The 17,128-nt window shown below is 66.2% G+C and carries 14 protein-coding genes; 1 reads left to right on the forward strand and 13 read right to left on the reverse strand.

Annotated features, from left to right (window positions below; genetic code table 11):
* Positions 1-13 precede the first annotated feature (13 nt).
* The 5 genes from ACI48I_RS17060 to kbl all read right to left on the reverse strand — a co-directional run bounded on the left by ACI48I_RS17060 (position 14) and on the right by kbl (position 6,618).
* Entirely contained in the window at positions 14-1,267 is a 1,254-nt protein-coding gene (locus ACI48I_RS17060) for a molybdopterin molybdotransferase MoeA (RefSeq protein WP_227496467.1), read from the reverse strand.
* 2 nt (positions 1,268-1,269) lie between these two features.
* Positions 1,270-2,745: a threonine synthase gene (gene thrC, locus ACI48I_RS17065; protein ID WP_498574876.1), complete on the reverse strand. Its 1,476-nt coding sequence runs from the start codon at positions 2,743-2,745 to the stop codon at positions 1,270-1,272.
* 246 nt (positions 2,746-2,991) lie between these two features.
* Positions 2,992-4,389, reverse strand: coding sequence for an L-serine ammonia-lyase (locus ACI48I_RS17070; RefSeq protein WP_498574877.1), 1,398 nt, complete (start codon positions 4,387-4,389; stop codon positions 2,992-2,994).
* A 36-nt stretch (positions 4,390-4,425) separates the two neighbouring features.
* Complete coding sequence (locus ACI48I_RS17075; protein WP_193685925.1) at positions 4,426-5,382, reverse strand: NAD-dependent epimerase/dehydratase family protein; 957 nt, start codon at positions 5,380-5,382, stop codon at positions 4,426-4,428.
* Positions 5,383-5,403: 21 nt separating this feature from the next.
* Positions 5,404-6,618, reverse strand: a complete 1,215-nt coding sequence (gene kbl, locus ACI48I_RS17080; protein WP_193685926.1) for a glycine C-acetyltransferase — start codon at positions 6,616-6,618, stop codon at positions 5,404-5,406.
* Positions 6,619-6,813: 195 nt separating this feature from the next.
* On the opposite strand from kbl, the gene ACI48I_RS17085 reads away from it, so the two are divergent.
* The gene (locus ACI48I_RS17085; protein WP_193685927.1) at positions 6,814-7,392 is read left to right on the forward strand and encodes a helix-turn-helix domain-containing protein; all 579 of its coding nucleotides are present in this window, start codon (positions 6,814-6,816) and stop codon (positions 7,390-7,392) included.
* A gap of 258 nt (positions 7,393-7,650) precedes the next feature.
* On the opposite strand, the gene ACI48I_RS17090 is transcribed toward ACI48I_RS17085, so the two are convergent.
* From ACI48I_RS17090 to ACI48I_RS17125, 8 genes are all read right to left on the reverse strand, one after another.
* Positions 7,651-9,789 (reverse strand): prolyl oligopeptidase family serine peptidase, encoded by a 2,139-nt coding sequence (locus ACI48I_RS17090; RefSeq protein ID WP_498574878.1) that lies wholly within the window; start codon positions 9,787-9,789, stop codon positions 7,651-7,653.
* Between the two features lie 169 nt (positions 9,790-9,958).
* Positions 9,959-11,350 carry a tetratricopeptide repeat protein gene (locus ACI48I_RS17095; RefSeq protein ID WP_498574879.1) on the reverse strand — a complete coding sequence of 464 codons (1,392 nt, stop codon included), beginning with the start codon at positions 11,348-11,350 and terminating at the stop codon, positions 9,959-9,961.
* Positions 11,351-11,547: 197 nt separating this feature from the next.
* Positions 11,548-12,321 (reverse strand): metal ABC transporter permease, encoded by a 774-nt coding sequence (locus ACI48I_RS17100; protein WP_498574880.1) that lies wholly within the window; start codon positions 12,319-12,321, stop codon positions 11,548-11,550.
* A 1-nt stretch (position 12,322) separates the two neighbouring features.
* Positions 12,323-13,246 (reverse strand): metal ABC transporter substrate-binding protein, encoded by a 924-nt coding sequence (locus ACI48I_RS17105; RefSeq protein WP_193685930.1) that lies wholly within the window; start codon positions 13,244-13,246, stop codon positions 12,323-12,325.
* Positions 13,247-13,256: 10 nt separating this feature from the next.
* Complete coding sequence (locus ACI48I_RS17110; RefSeq protein WP_498574881.1) at positions 13,257-14,654, reverse strand: putative porin; 1,398 nt, start codon at positions 14,652-14,654, stop codon at positions 13,257-13,259.
* A gap of 76 nt (positions 14,655-14,730) precedes the next feature.
* Positions 14,731-15,057: a hypothetical protein gene (locus tag ACI48I_RS17115; RefSeq protein ID WP_498574882.1), complete on the reverse strand. Its 327-nt coding sequence runs from the start codon at positions 15,055-15,057 to the stop codon at positions 14,731-14,733.
* A 68-nt stretch (positions 15,058-15,125) separates the two neighbouring features.
* A complete protein-coding gene (locus tag ACI48I_RS17120; protein WP_498574883.1) occupies positions 15,126-15,764 on the reverse strand; it encodes a 3'-5' exonuclease in 639 nt (212 codons plus the stop codon).
* A 9-nt stretch (positions 15,765-15,773) separates the two neighbouring features.
* On the reverse strand, positions 15,774-17,045 hold the full coding sequence (locus tag ACI48I_RS17125) for an Hsp70 family protein (protein WP_498574884.1): 1,272 nt from the start codon (positions 17,043-17,045) through the stop codon (positions 15,774-15,776).
* Positions 17,046-17,128 lie beyond the last annotated feature (83 nt).

Consider the following 17,128-nt stretch of genomic DNA (forward strand, 5'->3'; position numbering starts at 1 on the left):
GATGTGGTTTCTCCTAGTGTTGCAGTTCGGCGAAGGGAATGAAGCGCACGATGTCGCCTTCGTTGATGATGCGCCCCGGTGGATTGTCGATGATGCCGTCGCCCCAGACGGTCGAGGTCAGCACGCCCGAGCTCTGGTTCGGGAACAGGTCGAGGCCGCCGCCGGCATTCACGCGCGCGCGCAGGAATTCGTTGCGGCGGTCGGGCTTCGGCAGGCTGAAGTCGGCGCGCAGCTGCCAGGCGCGCGGTTCCACCGGTCCGCTCACGCCCTGCAGGCGCAGCAGGAAGGGACGCACGAACAGCAGAAAGGTGATGAAGCTCGACACCGGGTTGCCCGGCAGGCCGAGGAAGAACGCATGACCGTTTTCCCGCCGTACCTCACCGAAGGCCAGCGGCTTGCCCGGCTTGACGGCGATCTGCCACATGTTCAGCTGGCCCTCGGCTTCCACCGCCGGCTTGATATGGTCTTCCTCGCCGACCGAGACGCCGCCCGAGGTGATGATCAGGTCGTTCTCGCGCGCCGCCTCGACCAGCGTGGCGCGGGTGGCCGCGAGCGTATCGGGCACGATGCCGAAGTCGCTGATGACGCAGCCGAAGTTCTCCAGCAGGCCGCGCAGCGTAAAACGGTTCGAATTGTAGATCGCGCCCGGCGCCAGCACGCCGCCCGGTGCTTCGCCCGGCATGGTCAGCTCGTCGCCGGTAAAGAAGACGGCCACCCGCAGGCGCCGGCGCACCGGCAGGCTGGCCAGGCCGACCGAGGCGGCCAGTCCCAGCTCCTGGCTGCGCAGGCGCGTACCGGCGGCCAGGATGGTAGCGCCGGCCGCGATGTCCTCGCCCGTGCGGCGGATCCATTCGCCGCTCTTCGGGGTGTGGCGGATGGTGACGCTGTCGCCTGTCGGTTCGCATTGTTCCTGCATCACGACCGCGTCCGCGCCGGCCGGGATCATCGCGCCGGTGAAGATGCGCGCCGCGGTGCCGGGTTCCAGCGGCGCGCCGACCTGGCCGGCCGGGATGCGCTGGGTGACGCGCAGGACGGCGCCGCCATTGACGCAATCGGCCGCACGCACCGCATAGCCATCCATCGAAGTGTTGTCGGCCGAGGGCACATCGATCGTCGACGCCTGGTCCTCGGCCAGCACGCGGCCGTTGGCTTCCAGGGTCGGCACCCGTTCGGTTTCCTGTACGGGACGGGCGGCGCCCAGCAGCGTGTCGAGCGCCTCGCGCACCGACAGCATCGGGCGCGGCGCCGGTTTCTCGGTGGCGCTCATGCTCACAGTCCCGTGTGCGCCGCGATGAAGGTCTTCATCTCGTCGACGTTCGGACGCATCACGACGAACTTCTGCGGCAGGCTTTCGATGTGCTCGAAGCCGGCAGGACGCTCGGCATCCGTACCCAGGGCTTCGAGGATGGTCTCGTTGAACTTCGCGGCCAGCGCGGTCTCCAGCACGATCATGGTCACGCCGGGCGCCATGTGTTCGCGCGCGACCTTGATGCCGTCGGCGGTGTGGGTATCGATCACGATGCCGTAATCGTCCGCCACCATGCGGATCGTTTCCAGGCGGTCGGCGTGGGTCGATTTGCCCGACACGAAGCCGTATTCGCCGACGCGCCTGAATTCGTCGCCGTCCGCACCCGGCGCGCCCGACAGGTCGAAGCCCCCGTGGGTGTCGACCTTGCGGAACAGCGCGTGGGTGCGCTCGCTGTCGCGTCCGACCAGGTCGTAGATGAAGCGTTCGAAGTTCGAAGCTTTCGAGATGTCCATCGACGGGCTGCTGGTGTGGAAGGTCTCGGCCGATTTGCGTACCCGGTAGACGCCGGTGCGGAAGAACTCGTCGAGCACGTCGTTCTCGTTGGTCGCGACCACCAGCTTGTCGATCGGCAGGCCCATCATGCGCGCGATATGGCCGGCGCAGATGTTCCCGAAGTTCCCCGACGGGACCGTGAACGAGACTTTTTGCGCGTTGTCGGTCGTCGCGGCGAGGTAGCCGCGGAAGTAGTACACGACCTGGGCGACGACGCGCGCCCAGTTGATCGAATTGACGGTGCCGATCTTGTGGCGCGCCTTGAAGGACAGGTCGTTCGACACCGCCTTGACCAGATCCTGGCAGTCGTCGAACACGCCTTCGACGGCAATGTTGAAGATGTTCGGGTCCTGCAGGCTGAACATCTGGGCGGTCTGGAAGGGGCTCATCTTCCCGGCGGGCGACAGCATGAACACGCGCACGCCGCGTTTTCCACGCATCGCGTATTCGGCGGCGCTGCCGGTGTCGCCCGAGGTGGCGCCAAAAATGTTCAGCTCATCCTCGTCCTTCGCCAGCGCGTATTCGAACAGGTTGCCCAGCAACTGCATCGCCATGTCCTTGAAGGCCAGGGTCGGGCCGTTCGACAGCGCCTGCAGCACCAGCTTGCGGCCACCCTCTTCTTCCAGCGTGCGCAGCGGCGTGATGTCGACCGCCGACTCTCCGGCGCGCGCGTTGCGGTAGACCTCGGGCGTATAGGTCTTCGCGGTCAGCGCCTTCAGGTCGGCTTCCGGAATGTCGGTCGCGAATTTGCGCAGGATTTCGTAGGCCAGCTCGGCGTACGGCAGCTTGCGCCAGGCGTTCAATTCCTCGCCGCTGACGCGCGGGTACGCGGCCGGCATGAACAGGCCACCGTCGGGGGCGAGGCCGCCGAGCAGGATGGAGGAGAAGGACTCGGGATTGCGGGAAGCGGACGCGCTGGTCGCGCGGGTAGACACGTATTGCATGTTGGGATAATCCGGTTGGGCTCGCGTTGACCATTTATTATAGTGCGAGCCGGAGAATCCTGTGTGCGGACGGGTTTTGCACAGGCGGCGCTGCGCGGAAGTGCCGCAGCTGCGCGCAGGGTGAACGCGTGGGCGGTGCCCACCCTACGTTACGCCTCGGTCAACGTAGGGTGGGCACCGCCCACGCGTACGTGCCAACGAATACCCGGCCGCCGATTCACATCGGCGATGCCGGAATACCACTACTCAACACGCGGCGTGGTTGACCGTCACCACATGAATCGCGAGACCACCGAGCGAGGTCTCCTTGTACTTCACCTGCATATCCGCCCCCGTCTGGCGCATCGTCTCAATCGCATTGTCCAGGCTGACGAAATGGGTTCCGTCGCCCTTCAGCGCCAGCGAGGCCGCCGTGATCGCCTTGATCGCGCCCATGCCGTTGCGCTCGATGCAGGGGATCTGCACCAGGCCGCCGATCGGGTCGCAGGTCATGCCGAGGTGGTGTTCGATGCCGATTTCGGCGGCGTTCTCGATCTGTTCGTTGCTGCCGCCGAGCGCCGCCACCAGGCCCGCCGCGGCCATCGCGCAGGCGACGCCGACTTCGCCCTGGCAGCCGACTTCGGCGCCCGAGATCGAGGCGTTGCGCTTGCAGAGCATGCCGATCGCGGCGGAAGTCAGCAGGAATTCGCGGATGCCCTTCACCGCGTCCGTCGGACGGCAGTCTTCGGCGTAGTAGCGGACCACCGCCGGGATGATGCCGGCGGCGCCGTTGGTCGGCGCAGTGACGACCCGGCCGCCGGCCGCGTTTTCTTCGTTGACCGCCATCGCATACAGCGTCACCTGGTGGGTCGCGTCATGCGGCAGTTCGTTCACGCGCTTGCCCTCGATGCAGTGCGCCTGCTTCCACAGTGTGGCGGCGCGCCGTTTGACGTTCAGGCCGCCCGGCAGCTGGCCGTTCGTGACCAGGCCGTGGGCGATACAGTCGCGCATCACGCTCCAGATACGGTCCAGGCCCGCGTCGAGTTCGGGCTCGGTCATGCGCGCCAGCTCGTTCGCGCGCAGCATGTGCGGGATCGACAGCTTGTGCGCGCGGCCCTGGGCCAGCAGCTCGGCCATGGTCGCGAAAGGGAACGGCACCTGCACGCCGCCCGGCTCGACGCCCTGTTCCTGCGCGCGCTGCGCTTCGCCGGCTGCGGTAATAAAGCCGCCGCCGACCGAATAGAAGATGCGTTCGATGACGCTGCCGTCCGCCAGCTGCAGCACGAAGCGCATGCCGTTCGGGTGCTCGGGCAGGCTGGAGGCCTTGTGCCATACGAGGCCCGTGCGCATCGAGAACGGTACTTCCTTCGTTCCCAGCAGGCGCAGCACGCCGTCCAGTTCCGCTTCGGCGAGTTTATCTTCGACCGTATCCGGATCGATATCCTGCGGCGTCTCGCCCATCAGGCCGAGGATGACCGCCTTGTCGGTCGCATGGCCGACGCCGGTCAGCGCCAGCGACCCGTACAAATGGGCCTCGACGCCAACCGCGGCGTCAAGCGGACCGCACTCCAGCAGGAAGCGGCGCGCCGCCACCATCGGGCCCACCGTATGCGAGCTCGAAGGCCCGATACCGATCTTGAACAGATCGAAAACGCTCATGTCCATCTGTTTGTCTCTTTAATTTTTTATTATTGTGTGTGTTCAGGCAGTGGCGCCGACGTCGATATTCTCGAGCATGCTGGCCACCATCTCTTCGATGCCGACGCGGGCCTTCCAGCCCCAGTCGCTGGTCGCGCGGCTGTCGTCCAGGCTCTTCGGCCAGGTATCGGCGATCTGCTGGCGGCTGTCCGGCTTGTAGGCGATCTCGAAACCAGGCTTGCGCTTGCGGATGCTCGCCGCCAGTTCGCGCGGGTTGAACGAGACGCCGGCCACGTTGTACGAGGAGCGGATCACGACCTTCTCGCCCGGCGCATCCATCAGTTCGATGGTGGCGCGGATCGCGTCCGGCATGTAGATCATCGGCAGCGTCGTTTCCGGGCCGAGGAAGCATTCGTAGGTTTCGCCCTTCAGCGCGGAGTGGAAGATCGCGATCGCATAGTCGGTCGTGCCGCCGCCCGGAGGCGATTTGAAACTGATGATGCCCGGGTAGCGGATGCTGCGCACGTCCACGCCATACTTGGTGTGGTAATACTCGCAGAGGCGCTCGCCGGCCAGCTTGCTGATGCCGTAGATCGTGGTCGGGTCCATCACCGTGTACTGCGGCGTGTTCTCGCTCGGCGTGTTCGGGCCGAAGGCCGCGATCGACGAAGGCCAGAACACCTTGAGGGGCTTGCCGGCTTCCAGCCGCGCGCGCGCCACTTCCAGGATGTTGAGCAGACCATCCATGTTCAGGGTCCAGGCCTTCAGGGGCGCCTGTTCGCCGGTGGCCGACAGCAGCGCCGCCAGCTGGTAGACCTGGGTCACGCCCTCTTCCTCGACCAGCGACATCAGGCGCGCCTTGTCCAGCACGTCGAGCTGGGCATAGCGCGCGGCGCCGTAGACGTTGTTGGCGCCGATGTCGGTGGCGAGGACGTTGGCGGCGCCGTGCTGCTCCGCCAGTGCGGAGACCAGTTCGCTGCCGATCTGTCCGTTGGCGCCGATGATGAGGATGCGTTCCATGTGTGTTCCCAGAGTGTTCGATTAATTATTCTTGAGGATGCCGAGTTCGCGGCCGGCCTGCTCGAAGGCCTTCAATACGGTGTCGAGCTGTTCGCGGGTGTGCGCCGCCGACAGCTGGACGCGCACGCGCGCCTGCCCCATCGGCACCACCGGATAGAAGAAGCCCGACAGCAGCACGCCCAGTTCGAACATGCGCGCCGCGAATTTCTGCGCCACCGGCGCATCGAACAGCATCACCGGCACCACCGGGTGGGTGCCCGGCTTGATGGTGAAGCCGATGCGCTCGATCTCCTTGCGGAAGTAAGCGGTGTTCTCGTGCAGGCGGTCGCGCAGCTCGGTCGACTTCGAGATCCGGTCCAGCACCGACAGCGAGGCGCCGGCGATCATCGGCGCCAGCGTATTCGAGAACAGGTAGGGACGCGACTTCTGGCGCAGGGTTTCGATGACTTCCTTGCGGCCCGAGGTAAAACCGCCCATCGCACCGCCCAGGGCCTTGCCCAGGGTGCCGGTGATGATGTCGATCCGGCCCATCACGCCGCAGTGCTCGTGCGTGCCGCGGCCGGTCGCGCCCAGGAAGCCGGAAGCGTGCGATTCGTCGATCAGGGTCAGGGCGCCGTACTTGTCGGCCAGGTCGCAGATTTTATCGAGCTGGGCGATCGTGCCGTCCATCGAGAAGGCGCCGTCGGTGACGATTACCTTGTGGCGCTTGCCGGCGGCGGTCGCGGCCTGCAGCTGGGCTTCGAGGTCGGCCATGTCGTTGTTGGCGTAGCGGTAGCGCGCCGCCTTGCACAGGCGGATGCCGTCGATGAGGGAAGCGTGGTTCAGGGCGTCCGAGATGATGGCGTCGTTCTCGTCGAACAGCGGCTCGAACACGCCGCCGTTGGCGTCAAAAGCGGCCGCGTACAGGATGGTGTCTTCGGTGCCGAGGAATTCGGACAGCTTGCGCTCGAGTTCCTTGTGCACGGTTTGCGTGCCGCAGATGAAGCGCACGGAGGACAGGCCGTAGCCGTACTTCTTGAGTGCTTCTTCGGCTGCCTTCTGCGTTTCCAGGTCGCCCGACAGGCCGAGGTAGTTGTTCGCGCACATATTGATCAGGGTGCGGCCGTCTTCGGACTGAACCTGCGCGCCCTGGCGCGAGGCGAGCACGCGCTCCGGCTTGAACAGGCCCTGCTCGCGCAGGGTGGACAGGTTCTGCTGCAGCCCAGTGTAAAAAGCGTTTTTCGCTTGCTCGCTCATCTGCTTACCTCGTCTGTGGATGCCGGCTTGACCGGCGGTTGGACTATGCTGTACCGTTCTTCGGTTGCCCCGCATATTTACTGGGCCGTCGCGTTTTCGGTATCTCGAACTGAAATTCAATATAATGAATATTACGCCGGCCTGTTGAACTTGGCAAGGTCCGGCAATTTCACCACTACTAGAGCTGTCCCGACAATGAAAACCCTGGTCCCGACCAACAACGCCCCGCCCGAAGTCGGCGCCACCCTGCAGCGCCTGCGCCTGGCGCGCGGTCTCACGCTGGAGGACCTGTCGCGCATCGCCGGCGTGTCGAAGTCGATGCTGTCGCAGATCGAGCGTGAAAAAGCGAATCCTACCATCGCCATCACCTGGCGTCTTGCCAACGCGCTAGGCGTGCAGATCGGCGAACTGCTGTCCTCGGAAACGCGCGAGGTCGAGGCGATCCGGGTGCTGGACGCGCACGAAACCCCGACCCTGCCGGGCGCCCACGCGGGCTATACCCTGCGCATCCTGGGGCCGATGGAGCTGGCCGGGCAGTACGAATGGTACGAGCTGACCCTGGCGCCGGGCGGCGAACTGGCCTCGCAGGCGCACGATCCGGGGACCAAGGAGCATATGACGGTGATTAACGGGACGCTCGAGGTCGAGGTAGGGACGTCGAAGCGCAAGGTCAAGGCCGGCGGGACGGCGCGGTATCCGGCGGACCAGGACCATATCGTCAGGAATGTGGGGAAGACGGAGGCGAAGGCTTTGCTGGTGGTGGTGCACCGGTAGGAGGGAGACTAGTTTTCGATGTGATCGCGGTGCGGGCGCCGTACCGCGTGGGCACGGAGTGCCCACCCTACGGACTACGGTGCGCTACGGTTCGGGTGCTATTTATCGATAACGGCTGCGTAACGTAGGGTGGGCAGTGCCCACGCGTTCGGTCGGTTGAGCAGACTTGCATTAAATAGCAACGGGCCGGTCGAATCCCACGATTCCACCGGCCCGTTTCATTCCTCACTCAAGCGGCCCGCGAGCCGCTTGTTGCGTTTACATCTTCAAGGCCTTCGTCAGGAAACCCCAGCGATCCGCCACTTCCTCGATCTGCTTGGCCGTCGGCTTGCCGGCGCCATGCCCGGCCTTGGTATCGATGCGGATGATGATCGGGTTGCAGCCCGCCTGCGCCGCCTGCGCCGTGGCGGCGAACTTGAAGCTGTGCGCCGGCACCACGCGGTCGTCGTGGTCGGCCGTGGTCACCATCGTGGCCGGATACTGCGTGCCCGGCTTCAGGTTGTGCAGCGGCGAATACTTCACCAGCGCCTTGAACTCGTCCGCGTTGTCCGCCGAACCGTAGTCCGAGGTCCAGGCCCAGCCGATCGTGAACTTGTGGAAGCGCAGCATGTCCATCACGCCCACCATCGGGATCGCCGCGCCGAACAGGTCCGGACGCTGGGTCATGGCCGCGCCCACCAGCAGGCCGCCGTTGCTGCCGCCGCCGATCGCCAGTTTCGACGGCGAGGTCACCTTGTTCGCCACCAGCCACTCGGCCGCGCCGATGAAGTCGTCGAACACGTTCTGCTTCTGGAGCTTCGTGCCCGCATTGTGCCAGGCTTCGCCGTACTCGCCGCCGCCGCGCAGGTTGGCGACGACGTAGACGCCGCCCATTTCCATCCACGCCAGGTTGGCCGGGGAGAAGCCCGGCAGCATCGAGATGTTGAAGCCGCCGTAGCCATACAGGTAGGTCGGGTTGCTGCCGTCGAGTTTGATGCCCTTCTTCGAGACGATGAACATCGGCACTTTGGTGCCGTCGCGGCTGGTATAGAACTGCTGGCGCGTTTCATAGGCGTTCGGGTCAAAGTCGACCTTCGGCTGGCGGAACACGCTGGTCTTGCCGCTCTTCATGTCGAGGCGGTAGATCGTCGTCGGGGTGGTGAAGCTGGTGAAGGAGAAGAAGGTCTCCGTGTCGCCGCGCTTGCCCGTGAAGCCCGATACCGAACCGATGCCCGGCAGCGCGATCTCGCGCACCAGTTTGCCCTCGAGCGTGTGCACGCGCACGACGCTGCGCGCATCCTTCAGGTTCTCCGTAATCAGGCGATTGCCGATGATGTGGGCGTTCGACAGCGTGTCGCCCGATTCCGCGACGATCTCTTTCCAGTTTTTCTCGTCCGGCTTGTTGACGTCGATGGCGACGATGCGCTGGCGCGGGGCCTTGCTGTCGGTGCTGAAATAGAAGGTCGGGCCGACGTTGTCGACGAAGTCCCAGGCGGCGTCGAAGTTGTCGACCAGCGGCAGGACTTTCGAATCGGCCTTCGTCAGGTCCTTGATGAAGACCCGGTATTTATGCGCCGTGCCCTTGGTCGCCGTGATCAGCAGGTATTTGCCGTCGTCGGTGGTCTGGGCGCGGAAGCCCCATTCCTTTTCGTCCGGACGGTCGTAGACCAGGATGTCGGCGCTTTGCGGGGTGCCGATCTTGTGGAAGTACAGCTTCTGGAAGTAGTTCACGCCGGCCAGTTTCGTCGCTTCTTCCGGCTCGTCGTAGCGGCTGTAGAAGAAACCCTTGCCGTCTTTGGTCCAGGCGGTCTGCGAGAACTTGACCCACTTCAGGTGGTCGTCCAGATCCTTGCCGGTCTCGATATCGCGCACCTTCCATTCGTTCCAGTCGGAACCCGAGGCGGCGGTGCCGTAGGCCAGCAGTTTGCCGTCCGGGCTGACTTCGACGCCGGCCAGGGCCACCGTGCCGTCCGCCGCCAGCGTGTTCGGGTCGAGCAGCATGCGCGGCGTGTCGCCCAGCTTCTTCATCGTGTACAGCACCGACTGGTTCTGCAGGCCGTCGTTGCGGCTGTAGAAGTAGCGGCCGCCCTCTTTCGACGGCACCGAATAGCGCTCGTAGTTCCACAGCTTCGTCAGGCGCTGGCGGATCGCTTCGCGCTGCGGGATCTGGCCGAGATACGCTTGCGTGACCGCGTTCTGGGCATCGACCCATCCCTTGGTCTCGGCGCTGTTCGCGTCTTCCAGCCAGCGGTAAGGGTCGGCCACCGTGGTGCCGTGGTAGTTGTCGGTCTGGGCGACCTTTGCCGTGACCGGATAGGTCAGCGCGGAACCCGCCGCGCAGGTGGCCGGGTCGGCTGCCTGCGTAGCGCCAAAGACCGTCATCAGGGCGACGGCCAGGGTTGCATGTCTCATGTGCATATTCTTCTCGAAACGGTGGAAGGAAGGCGGAGTGCCGAAAAGAATCATAACGCGAAACCCGACAGGAAGCGACCCGGCGTTTGCCCCGTACATACAGGCGCCCCGACGCGTGTGCGGCCGACCAGCAGAGCATGTCGGGCGGCCCGGCGCGGCGGAAAACGCCAGTGTGTTACCCGGTGTCGCGTTTCGCCAGCACCTCGCGATGGCTCAGCTGCCACTTGTGCGACAGGTCGATCGCCCAGCCGATTTCCGCGGGACTCAGGCGCCGGGCGACGATGGTCTTGTTGACGTTGGCCGCGCTGTCGCCGCCCTCGGCCGCCAGCAGCATCCACATGTAGGCGCGCACCGGGTCGCGCGCCACACCCAGGCCGCTGCCGACCATGCCGCCCAGGTTGTACTGGGCCAGCGCATGCCCCTGCTCGGCCGCCTGCTCGTACCAGTAGACGGCCTGCTTGTCGTCATGGGGCACGCCCTGCCCACTGGCGTACATCACGCCCAGGTTGTTCTGGGCGCTGGCGTCGCCCTGCTCGGCGGCCAGGCGATACCAGTAGGCGGCGCGCACCTCGTCCTTGTCGACGCCCTGGCCGTTGGCGTAGATGACGCCGAGGTTGAACTGGGCGTTCGGCGCGCCCTGCTCGGCAGCCCGGCGGTACCAGTCGAACGCGCGTGCCGGGTCGCGCGCGGTGCCGCGCCCATGCGCATACATATTGGCCAGGTTGTACTGCGCCGCCATGTGCCCGCCCTGGGCCGCGCGCGCATACCACTCGAGGGCGCGCGCTTCGTCGCGCTCGACGCCCCTGCCGTTGACGCACATGGTCGCGAACAGGAACTGCGCTTCGCGGTCGCCATGTTCGGCCGCCCGCTGCAGCCAGGCGCAGGCGCGGCGCGCATCGAGCCGCACGCCCTGCCCTTCGGCGTAGGCGATGCCGAGTTCGCGCTGGGCGCCGCGGTCGCCGGCGGCGGCAGCCTTGCGGAACCAGAACAGGGCCTGGCTGGCGCTGGCGTCCACGCCCTGCCCGCGCTGGTACATCAGGCCGAGGTTCAGCTGGGCCGCGGCCTCGCCCTGCAAGGCGGCCTTGCGAAACCAGGCCATCGCCAGCGGGTAATTGACGGCCGCCCCGACGCCCTCGAGATAGCATTCGCCGAGCTGGTTCTGGGCGCCGGCCATGCCCTGCTCGGCGGCGCGGTAATACCAGGACAGGGCGCGCTCGGGATCGACCGCCATGCCGCGCCCCTGGCGGAACATGTGGCCCAGGTTCTGCTGGGCCGAGGCGTCGCCCTGTTCGGCGGCCCGGCGGAACCAGCGCGCGGCCTCGAGGTCGCAGCGCTCGACGCCGCGTCCGTGGTAGTACATGGCGCCCAGGTGGTTCTGGGCAAAGGCCAGGCCCTGGCCCGCCGCCAGGCGCAGCCAGTGCACGGCGCTGGTGTCGTCGCGTTCGACGCCGCTGCCCTTCTTGTACATCAGGCCCAGGTTGAACTGCGCGTACGCATTGCCGCGCTCGGCGGCGTCGCGGAACCACAGATAGGTCTGGTGGCTCTCGTTCTGGAGCTTCTGGTTCATGCGAATCCCCGTCTGGACAAACGTCAGCCGCGTTCGGTTGGCCAATGCCTGTGGCAAGCGGCCTCATTTGTATTAACAAAATTTTAATGAAAGCGACCCTGCGCGGGTTTGACCGGGCACAATCGTGCCCGTGCGCGCCCCATAAAAAAACCCGCCGGGCGTGCGCGCGGCGGGTTTCAGTCGAGGCCTGCCTGGCTTCAGGACAGCGACGAACGGTTCGGTCCAAGCCCGTAGACCAGCATCGCCAGCAGCGCCAGGCACCAGACGATCAGGGCACCCGACGGCAGGTCGAGGATGACCGACAGCACCAGGCCGATTGCGTAGCCGCCGACGCCGACCAGGTAGGCGAAGGGCAGCTTGCGCGACTCGCGATAATGGCGCACCGCCAGGCTCGGCACGATCAGGCTGGCGAACACCAGGTAGACGCCGACCAGCTGCACCGAGGCCGTCACGGCCAGCGCGAACACCAGGTAGAAGCCGAGCCGCCCGAGACGGTTGCGAAAGGCCGCCAACAAGGCGAGGATCAGCACCGCGCCGAGCGCCGGCATCGCCAGCTGGTCGTAGCTGACCCAGAGGATCTGGCCGGCCAGCAGGTCCTGCAGGTGCTCGCCGCCGTGCGGATTATGTGCGAGCAGCAGCAGGCCGGCGGTTGCGGCCAGCACGAACAGCACGCCGATCTGTGCTTCCTGGACCTCGGGCCAGCGCTTCTCGGTCCAGGTCAGGAGCAAGGCGCCGAGCACCGCCGCCACCCCGGCCGCGACCTGGATGGTCCAGCCGTGCGGGTCGAAGTCCGCCGCGCTGGCGACGATCACGCCAAGCGCGGCGATCTGGGCGATCGCCAGGTCGATGAAGACGATGCCGCGCTTGAGCACCTGGGCGCCGAGCGGAATGTGGGTCGCGAGGACCAGCAGGCCGGCAACGAAGGCCGGGAGGACGATCAGGAAATCGACGTGTTGGGCGAAGTTTTGCACGTTACTTCACTGCCTGCGTCAGACGTTGCACCGTGGTGTCGAACAGCGCGAACAGGTCACCGCTTTCCTTGTCGGCGCCGACCGTAAACGGAACCACGACCGCCGGGATGTGGGCCCGCTGCGACAGCCAGTTCGAGGCCCGCTCGTCCTGGTAGGCCGCGCGCAGCACCAGTTTGGCCGGCTGCTGCTGGAGCTGGGCCAGCAGCTGGCCCAGCTGGGCCGCACTCGGCTCGACGCCCGGTTTCGGTTCCAGCGTGCCGACCTGGCGCATGCCGAGCCAGCTCATCAGGTATTCCATGTTGCGGTGGTGTTCGACCAGGGTCAGTCCGCGCAAAGGCGCCGCCTGGGTTTCCCATTTGCGCATGGCCTGCGACCAGCGGCCGGCGAAATCGGCCTGGCGCGCGGCATAGTACGCGGCATTCGCCGGGTCGATGGCGGCCAGGCGCTTGGCCAGCTGGGCGCTGATCAGGGCGATGTTGTGCGGGTTCAGGTGCACGTGCGGGTTGCCGAAGGCATGGACGTCGCCTTCGGCGCGATCGAGTTTGGCCGGCACGTCCAGGCGCGGGACGAAGCTGCCGGCTTCGAAGTAGCCCGGCTGGCCCTTGGCGATCTTCGCGTTGCCCGACTGCTGCACCAGCAGCGGCAGCCAGCCCGCTTCCAGATCCAGGCCGGTGCACACCAGCAGGTCGGCATTGCGGGTGCGCGCGATCAGGCCCGGACGCGCTTCGACCCGGTGCGGATCCTGCAGCGCATTGGTCGCGCTCGAGACGCTGGCCTTGTCGCCGGCCAGTTCCGTGGTCAGCGCCGCCCATTCCGGTTCGCAGGTCAGGACGTTGATTGCCGCCTGCGCAGGCAGTGCAAGGGACAAGGCCAGCGCGCCGGCGGCCAGCAGTTTGTTCGATACGGATTTTGTCAGGGTTCTCATGCTGCTCTCCTTAGAAGGTATGGCCGGCGTGGGCGCCCAGGCTCATGATGTATTGCAGGTAGACCTGGTTGTCGGTCTGGCCCGGACGCGCTTCGTCGCGCGCGAACTGGAGGCGCAGGCGCGAGAATTCCGAGGGACTCCAGTCGAGCATCACGCTCGAACGCTTTGGCTTGTAGATGGCCAGCGCCGGGAACGCGTCCATGCCGAGCGCGCCGCTGTCGACCAGGCCGATGAAGGGACTGCCGGAGGACAGGCGGTCATAACGCAGGCCGGCGCGCCAGTTCGGCATGAACTGGTACACGCCCTGCAGGTACCAGCCGGACTGGGTGCTCGCGTAGGCGTCGGCCAGTTCTCCCGCGGCCAGCGTGCCGCTTTCCTTGCGCCGCATGTATTCGCCCTGCAGCTTGAAATTGGTCCGGGTCGGATTGCCGTTCGGCGCCCATTTGTAGACGGCGTCCGCCATCCAGATGCTGGACTTGCCGCTGAAGGCGTTCGGGATGCCGTCGAACTCGTAGGCGCGGTCGGCCGCGCCGGTGCGCAGGTACGACAGGCCCGCGCGCCAGCTGGCGGAGTCGCCGATGTCGTCGCCCGCGTGCGCGAACACGCTGGTGGCGTTGAAGCCGTTCTTGTTGCGGTCGTTGCCGGGGAAGCTGCGCCCGCTGCCCACCTCCGCGCCGACCTCGAGGAAGGTGTTGAACGGCGCGAGCCAGCGCACCTGCACGCCGTCCGGCTTGTACTGGCCGCCGAAGAAGGCCTGGTAGGCCAGCGGCGCGTCGACGAAGTCCCAGGTGTGGCTGTGCTGGGCGTTCAGGTAGCCGACCCCGGACAGGAAGCGGCCCGCCTTGACGTTCATGCCGCCGCCCAGTTCGCGGGTGCGCACGAACGCTTCCTCGACCTCGGCCTCGTTCTCGCCGGTCAGGGCGAAAGTCAGCTGGCCCGCGAACATCGGGTCGATATTCGCCGCCATCGTCAGTTCGGACTCGCCCAGGTTGAAGCTGCGGCTGCCCGGACCGACCTCGCCCGCCGGCGGCATGAAGCCGCCGAAACGGTAGGTACTCGGATCCTGCGACAGGTTGGAGAAGGTGCCGCCCAGGACCAGGGAAATGCTCGGATTGAAGCTGTTGTCGCCGGCCGCGGCCGTCGTCGGCGCGGCCGGAGCCGGCGCGGCCGGTGCGGGCGACATATTGGCCTGCTGGGCGCTGGCTGCCGCGTTCTGCGCTTCGGCCACGGCCGCCTGCGCATCCTGCAGGCGCTGCTCCAGCGCCTGCAGGCGCGCCTCATAGCTTTGTTTCATTTCCTGGATCTGGGCACGGATGGCGGCCAGCTCGGGGCTCTCGGCGGCGCCGGCGGACAGGGGCAATGCAAAGGCGGCGGCGATCGCCACCGTCATGACGGAGTGTTTGAACATCGTGTTCCTTCTTTCAAATAGAGAATGCGGGGCAGCTTCCGGCACGGGCAGGAAGGCCACTCGGTAAAACGGGTCTCTAGACGAAGGAAGGCGGCGCGCGCGAATGGAAAACGCAGACGGTGCGCGGGGTGCGCTCGGTGGTGGTGAGCGCGATGATGCGTTCGGTCTGCAGGTCGAGCGGTGCGAACTGGCGCGGCGTGCTGCCGATCGCGCTCGCCATCTGGGCAAAGGCGAGGCACTCGCTGCAGCTGCGGTCCCCTGCCACGGCGCTGGAGAGGTCGTTGTCGCTGTCGAGCTTGACGAACGCCGCGTTCGGATGGGTGGAGGCGAGCTTGCCGGTCCAGTGCGACATCGCATGCGCGAACGCCATCTGCTGGGAGACCAGCAGTAGCAGCGAAAGCATTACATGGACAAGGCGGCGGCGCATCATGATGGCGGCATTGTAATGCGCACAAGGCAACTACGGAACAACTAGCGCGTCTTTTTTTCTGCAGCGTATTTACCGAGCCAGGTCGGCACCTTGTTTGCTGCCAGCTTGTTGATCGACACCAGCAGGTCCGGCGCGACCTGGGGCAGCCCGTAGGAGCTGCCGATGTGGCGCCCGATATGGATCAGCACTTCGGCCGCGACTTCGGCATCGGCCTCGGCGCGGTGGGCCGCACTGCGGAAAGCGATGCCGAGCTGGCGCGAGAGCGTGCCCAGTTTATAGCTCGGCATGCCGGGGAACACGCGGCGCGACAGCTTTAAAGAGCAGACCAGGCCATCGTGGCCGCAGCCGCGGCCGAGGCGCTCGGCTTCGGCCACCAGGAACTTCTCGTCGAAGCTGGCGTTATGGGCCGACAGCGTATCGCCGCCGATGAAGTCGAGCAGTTCCGGCACCACCTGGCGCGCGGGCGGCGCCGAATCGACCATCTCCTGGGTGATACCGGTGAGACCCGTAATAAAAGCCGGGATGCGAGCGCCGCAGTTCACGAGCGAGACATAGCGCTCGGTGACCTGCCCGCCGACGATGCGTAAAGCCGCGACCTCGGTGATGCGGTCGCCCATGGCGGGCGACAAACCCGTGGTCTCGAAGTCGAGCATCACGATGGGGCGTTCAAATATGGACATGCGATCCTTTTAGCCGAATTTGCGCTGCGCGTCCAGCGCCAGGCCGGCGCCGATGCTGCCGAACAGGTCGCCCTCGACCTTGCGTGCGCCGGGCAGCAGCGCGCCGATCCGTTCGCGCAGCAGGCCCACGCCGCTGGAGCCGCCGGTGAAGAACACGGTGTCGACCTCGCCGGCCCCGATACCTGCATCGTCCAGCAGGCGCAGCACGGTGGCGTCGATCGCGTCGAGCAGCTGGCCAATCGCGGCCTCGAAGCTCGCGCGTTCGATCATCAGGGTCTCCGGCGGCGCCAGCCGGTCAAGCTCGAGCGCGACCTGCGGCTGGGAGGACAAGCCGATCTTCGCGCCCTCGACCTGCATCGCCAGCCAGTGGCCGGCACGCTCGTCGATCAGGTCCTGCAGGCGGGCCAGCTTCGCCGGCTCGCGCGCATCGCGCACCAGGTCGTCGAGCTGGGCGATGCTCTTCCTCGTATAGGCCTGGTTGATGGTATGCCAGGTCGCCAGGTTGAAGTAATAACTGGACGGGATCTCGGCGCCCGAGCGCAGCGCGCTTCGATAACCCAGCAGCGGCATCACCGAGGCCAGGCTCAGGTATTTGTCGAAGTCGGTGCCGCCGATGTGCACGCCGCCGGTGGCGAGGATGTCGTCGCGGCGCTCGGCCTTGCCGGCGCGGCCCGGTCCCAGGCGTACCAGCGAAAAGTCGGAGGTGCCGCCGCCGATGTCGGCGATCAGGACCAGTTCCTCGCGGTCGATCTGGGATTCGTAGTCGAAGGCGGCGGCGATCGGCTCATACTGGAAGGCGATCTCGCGGAAACCGACGCTGCGCGCCACTTCCGCCAGCGTATCCTCGGCCAGCTTGTCGGCGGCCGGGTTCTCGTCGATGAAGAAGACCGGACGCCCGAACACCGCGCGCTCGAATCCACGCCCCGCCTCGGTCTCGGCGCGGCGTTTGACTTCGCCGATGAACTGGGCCAGCAGCATCTTGAACGGCAGCGCCCGCCCGCCCACTTCGGTCTGGCCGTCCATCAGGCTCGTGCCCAGCAGGCTTTTCAGGGAGCGCATCAGGCGCCCTTCGTAGCCGGCCAGGTAGTCGGCCAGGGCCGCGCGGCCATAGCGCACCTCTTCGTCGTCGGCATTAAAGAACACCACCGACGGCAGCGTTGCCTTGCCATCCTCGAGCGTCAGCAGCGCGCTTGCCCCCTGCGCCGGCTTGTCCTGCCCTGGCTTGATCCAGCCAACCGTGGAATTCGACGTACCGAAGTCGACGCCGCAAGCATTCGTCATGTGTGCCTTTCTCAGAAGGGGCGAGATCTTACCAGAAATCAGCTTCCCTGGCGAAGGCTCGATCGGCGCCGTTGCGCGAGGGC

Source organism: Massilia sp. LXY-5, assembly GCF_059801075.1.

Coding starts and splice junctions, on each gene's coding strand:
- ACI48I_RS17115 (WP_498574882.1), bottom strand. CDS start 15,057: ATGCTTTCGCTGCTACTGCTGGTCTCCCAGCAGATGGCGTTCGCGCAT.
- ACI48I_RS17105 (WP_193685930.1), bottom strand. CDS start 13,246: ATGAGAACCCTGACAAAATCCGTATCGAACAAACTGCTGGCCGCCGGC.
- thrC (WP_498574876.1), bottom strand. CDS start 2,745: ATGCAATACGTGTCTACCCGCGCGACCAGCGCGTCCGCTTCCCGCAAT.
- ACI48I_RS17125 (WP_498574884.1), bottom strand. CDS start 17,045: ATGACGAATGCTTGCGGCGTCGACTTCGGTACGTCGAATTCCACGGTT.
- ACI48I_RS17120 (WP_498574883.1), bottom strand. CDS start 15,764: ATGTCCATATTTGAACGCCCCATCGTGATGCTCGACTTCGAGACCACG.
- ACI48I_RS17060 (WP_227496467.1), bottom strand. CDS start 1,267: ATGAGCGCCACCGAGAAACCGGCGCCGCGCCCGATGCTGTCGGTGCGC.
- ACI48I_RS17090 (WP_498574878.1), bottom strand. CDS start 9,789: ATGCACATGAGACATGCAACCCTGGCCGTCGCCCTGATGACGGTCTTT.
- ACI48I_RS17110 (WP_498574881.1), bottom strand. CDS start 14,654: ATGTTCAAACACTCCGTCATGACGGTGGCGATCGCCGCCGCCTTTGCA.
- ACI48I_RS17070 (WP_498574877.1), bottom strand. CDS start 4,389: ATGGACATGAGCGTTTTCGATCTGTTCAAGATCGGTATCGGGCCTTCG.
- kbl (WP_193685926.1), bottom strand. CDS start 6,618: ATGAGCGAGCAAGCGAAAAACGCTTTTTACACTGGGCTGCAGCAGAAC.
- ACI48I_RS17075 (WP_193685925.1), bottom strand. CDS start 5,382: ATGGAACGCATCCTCATCATCGGCGCCAACGGACAGATCGGCAGCGAA.
- ACI48I_RS17095 (WP_498574879.1), bottom strand. CDS start 11,350: ATGAACCAGAAGCTCCAGAACGAGAGCCACCAGACCTATCTGTGGTTC.
- ACI48I_RS17085 (WP_193685927.1), top strand. CDS start 6,814: ATGAAAACCCTGGTCCCGACCAACAACGCCCCGCCCGAAGTCGGCGCC.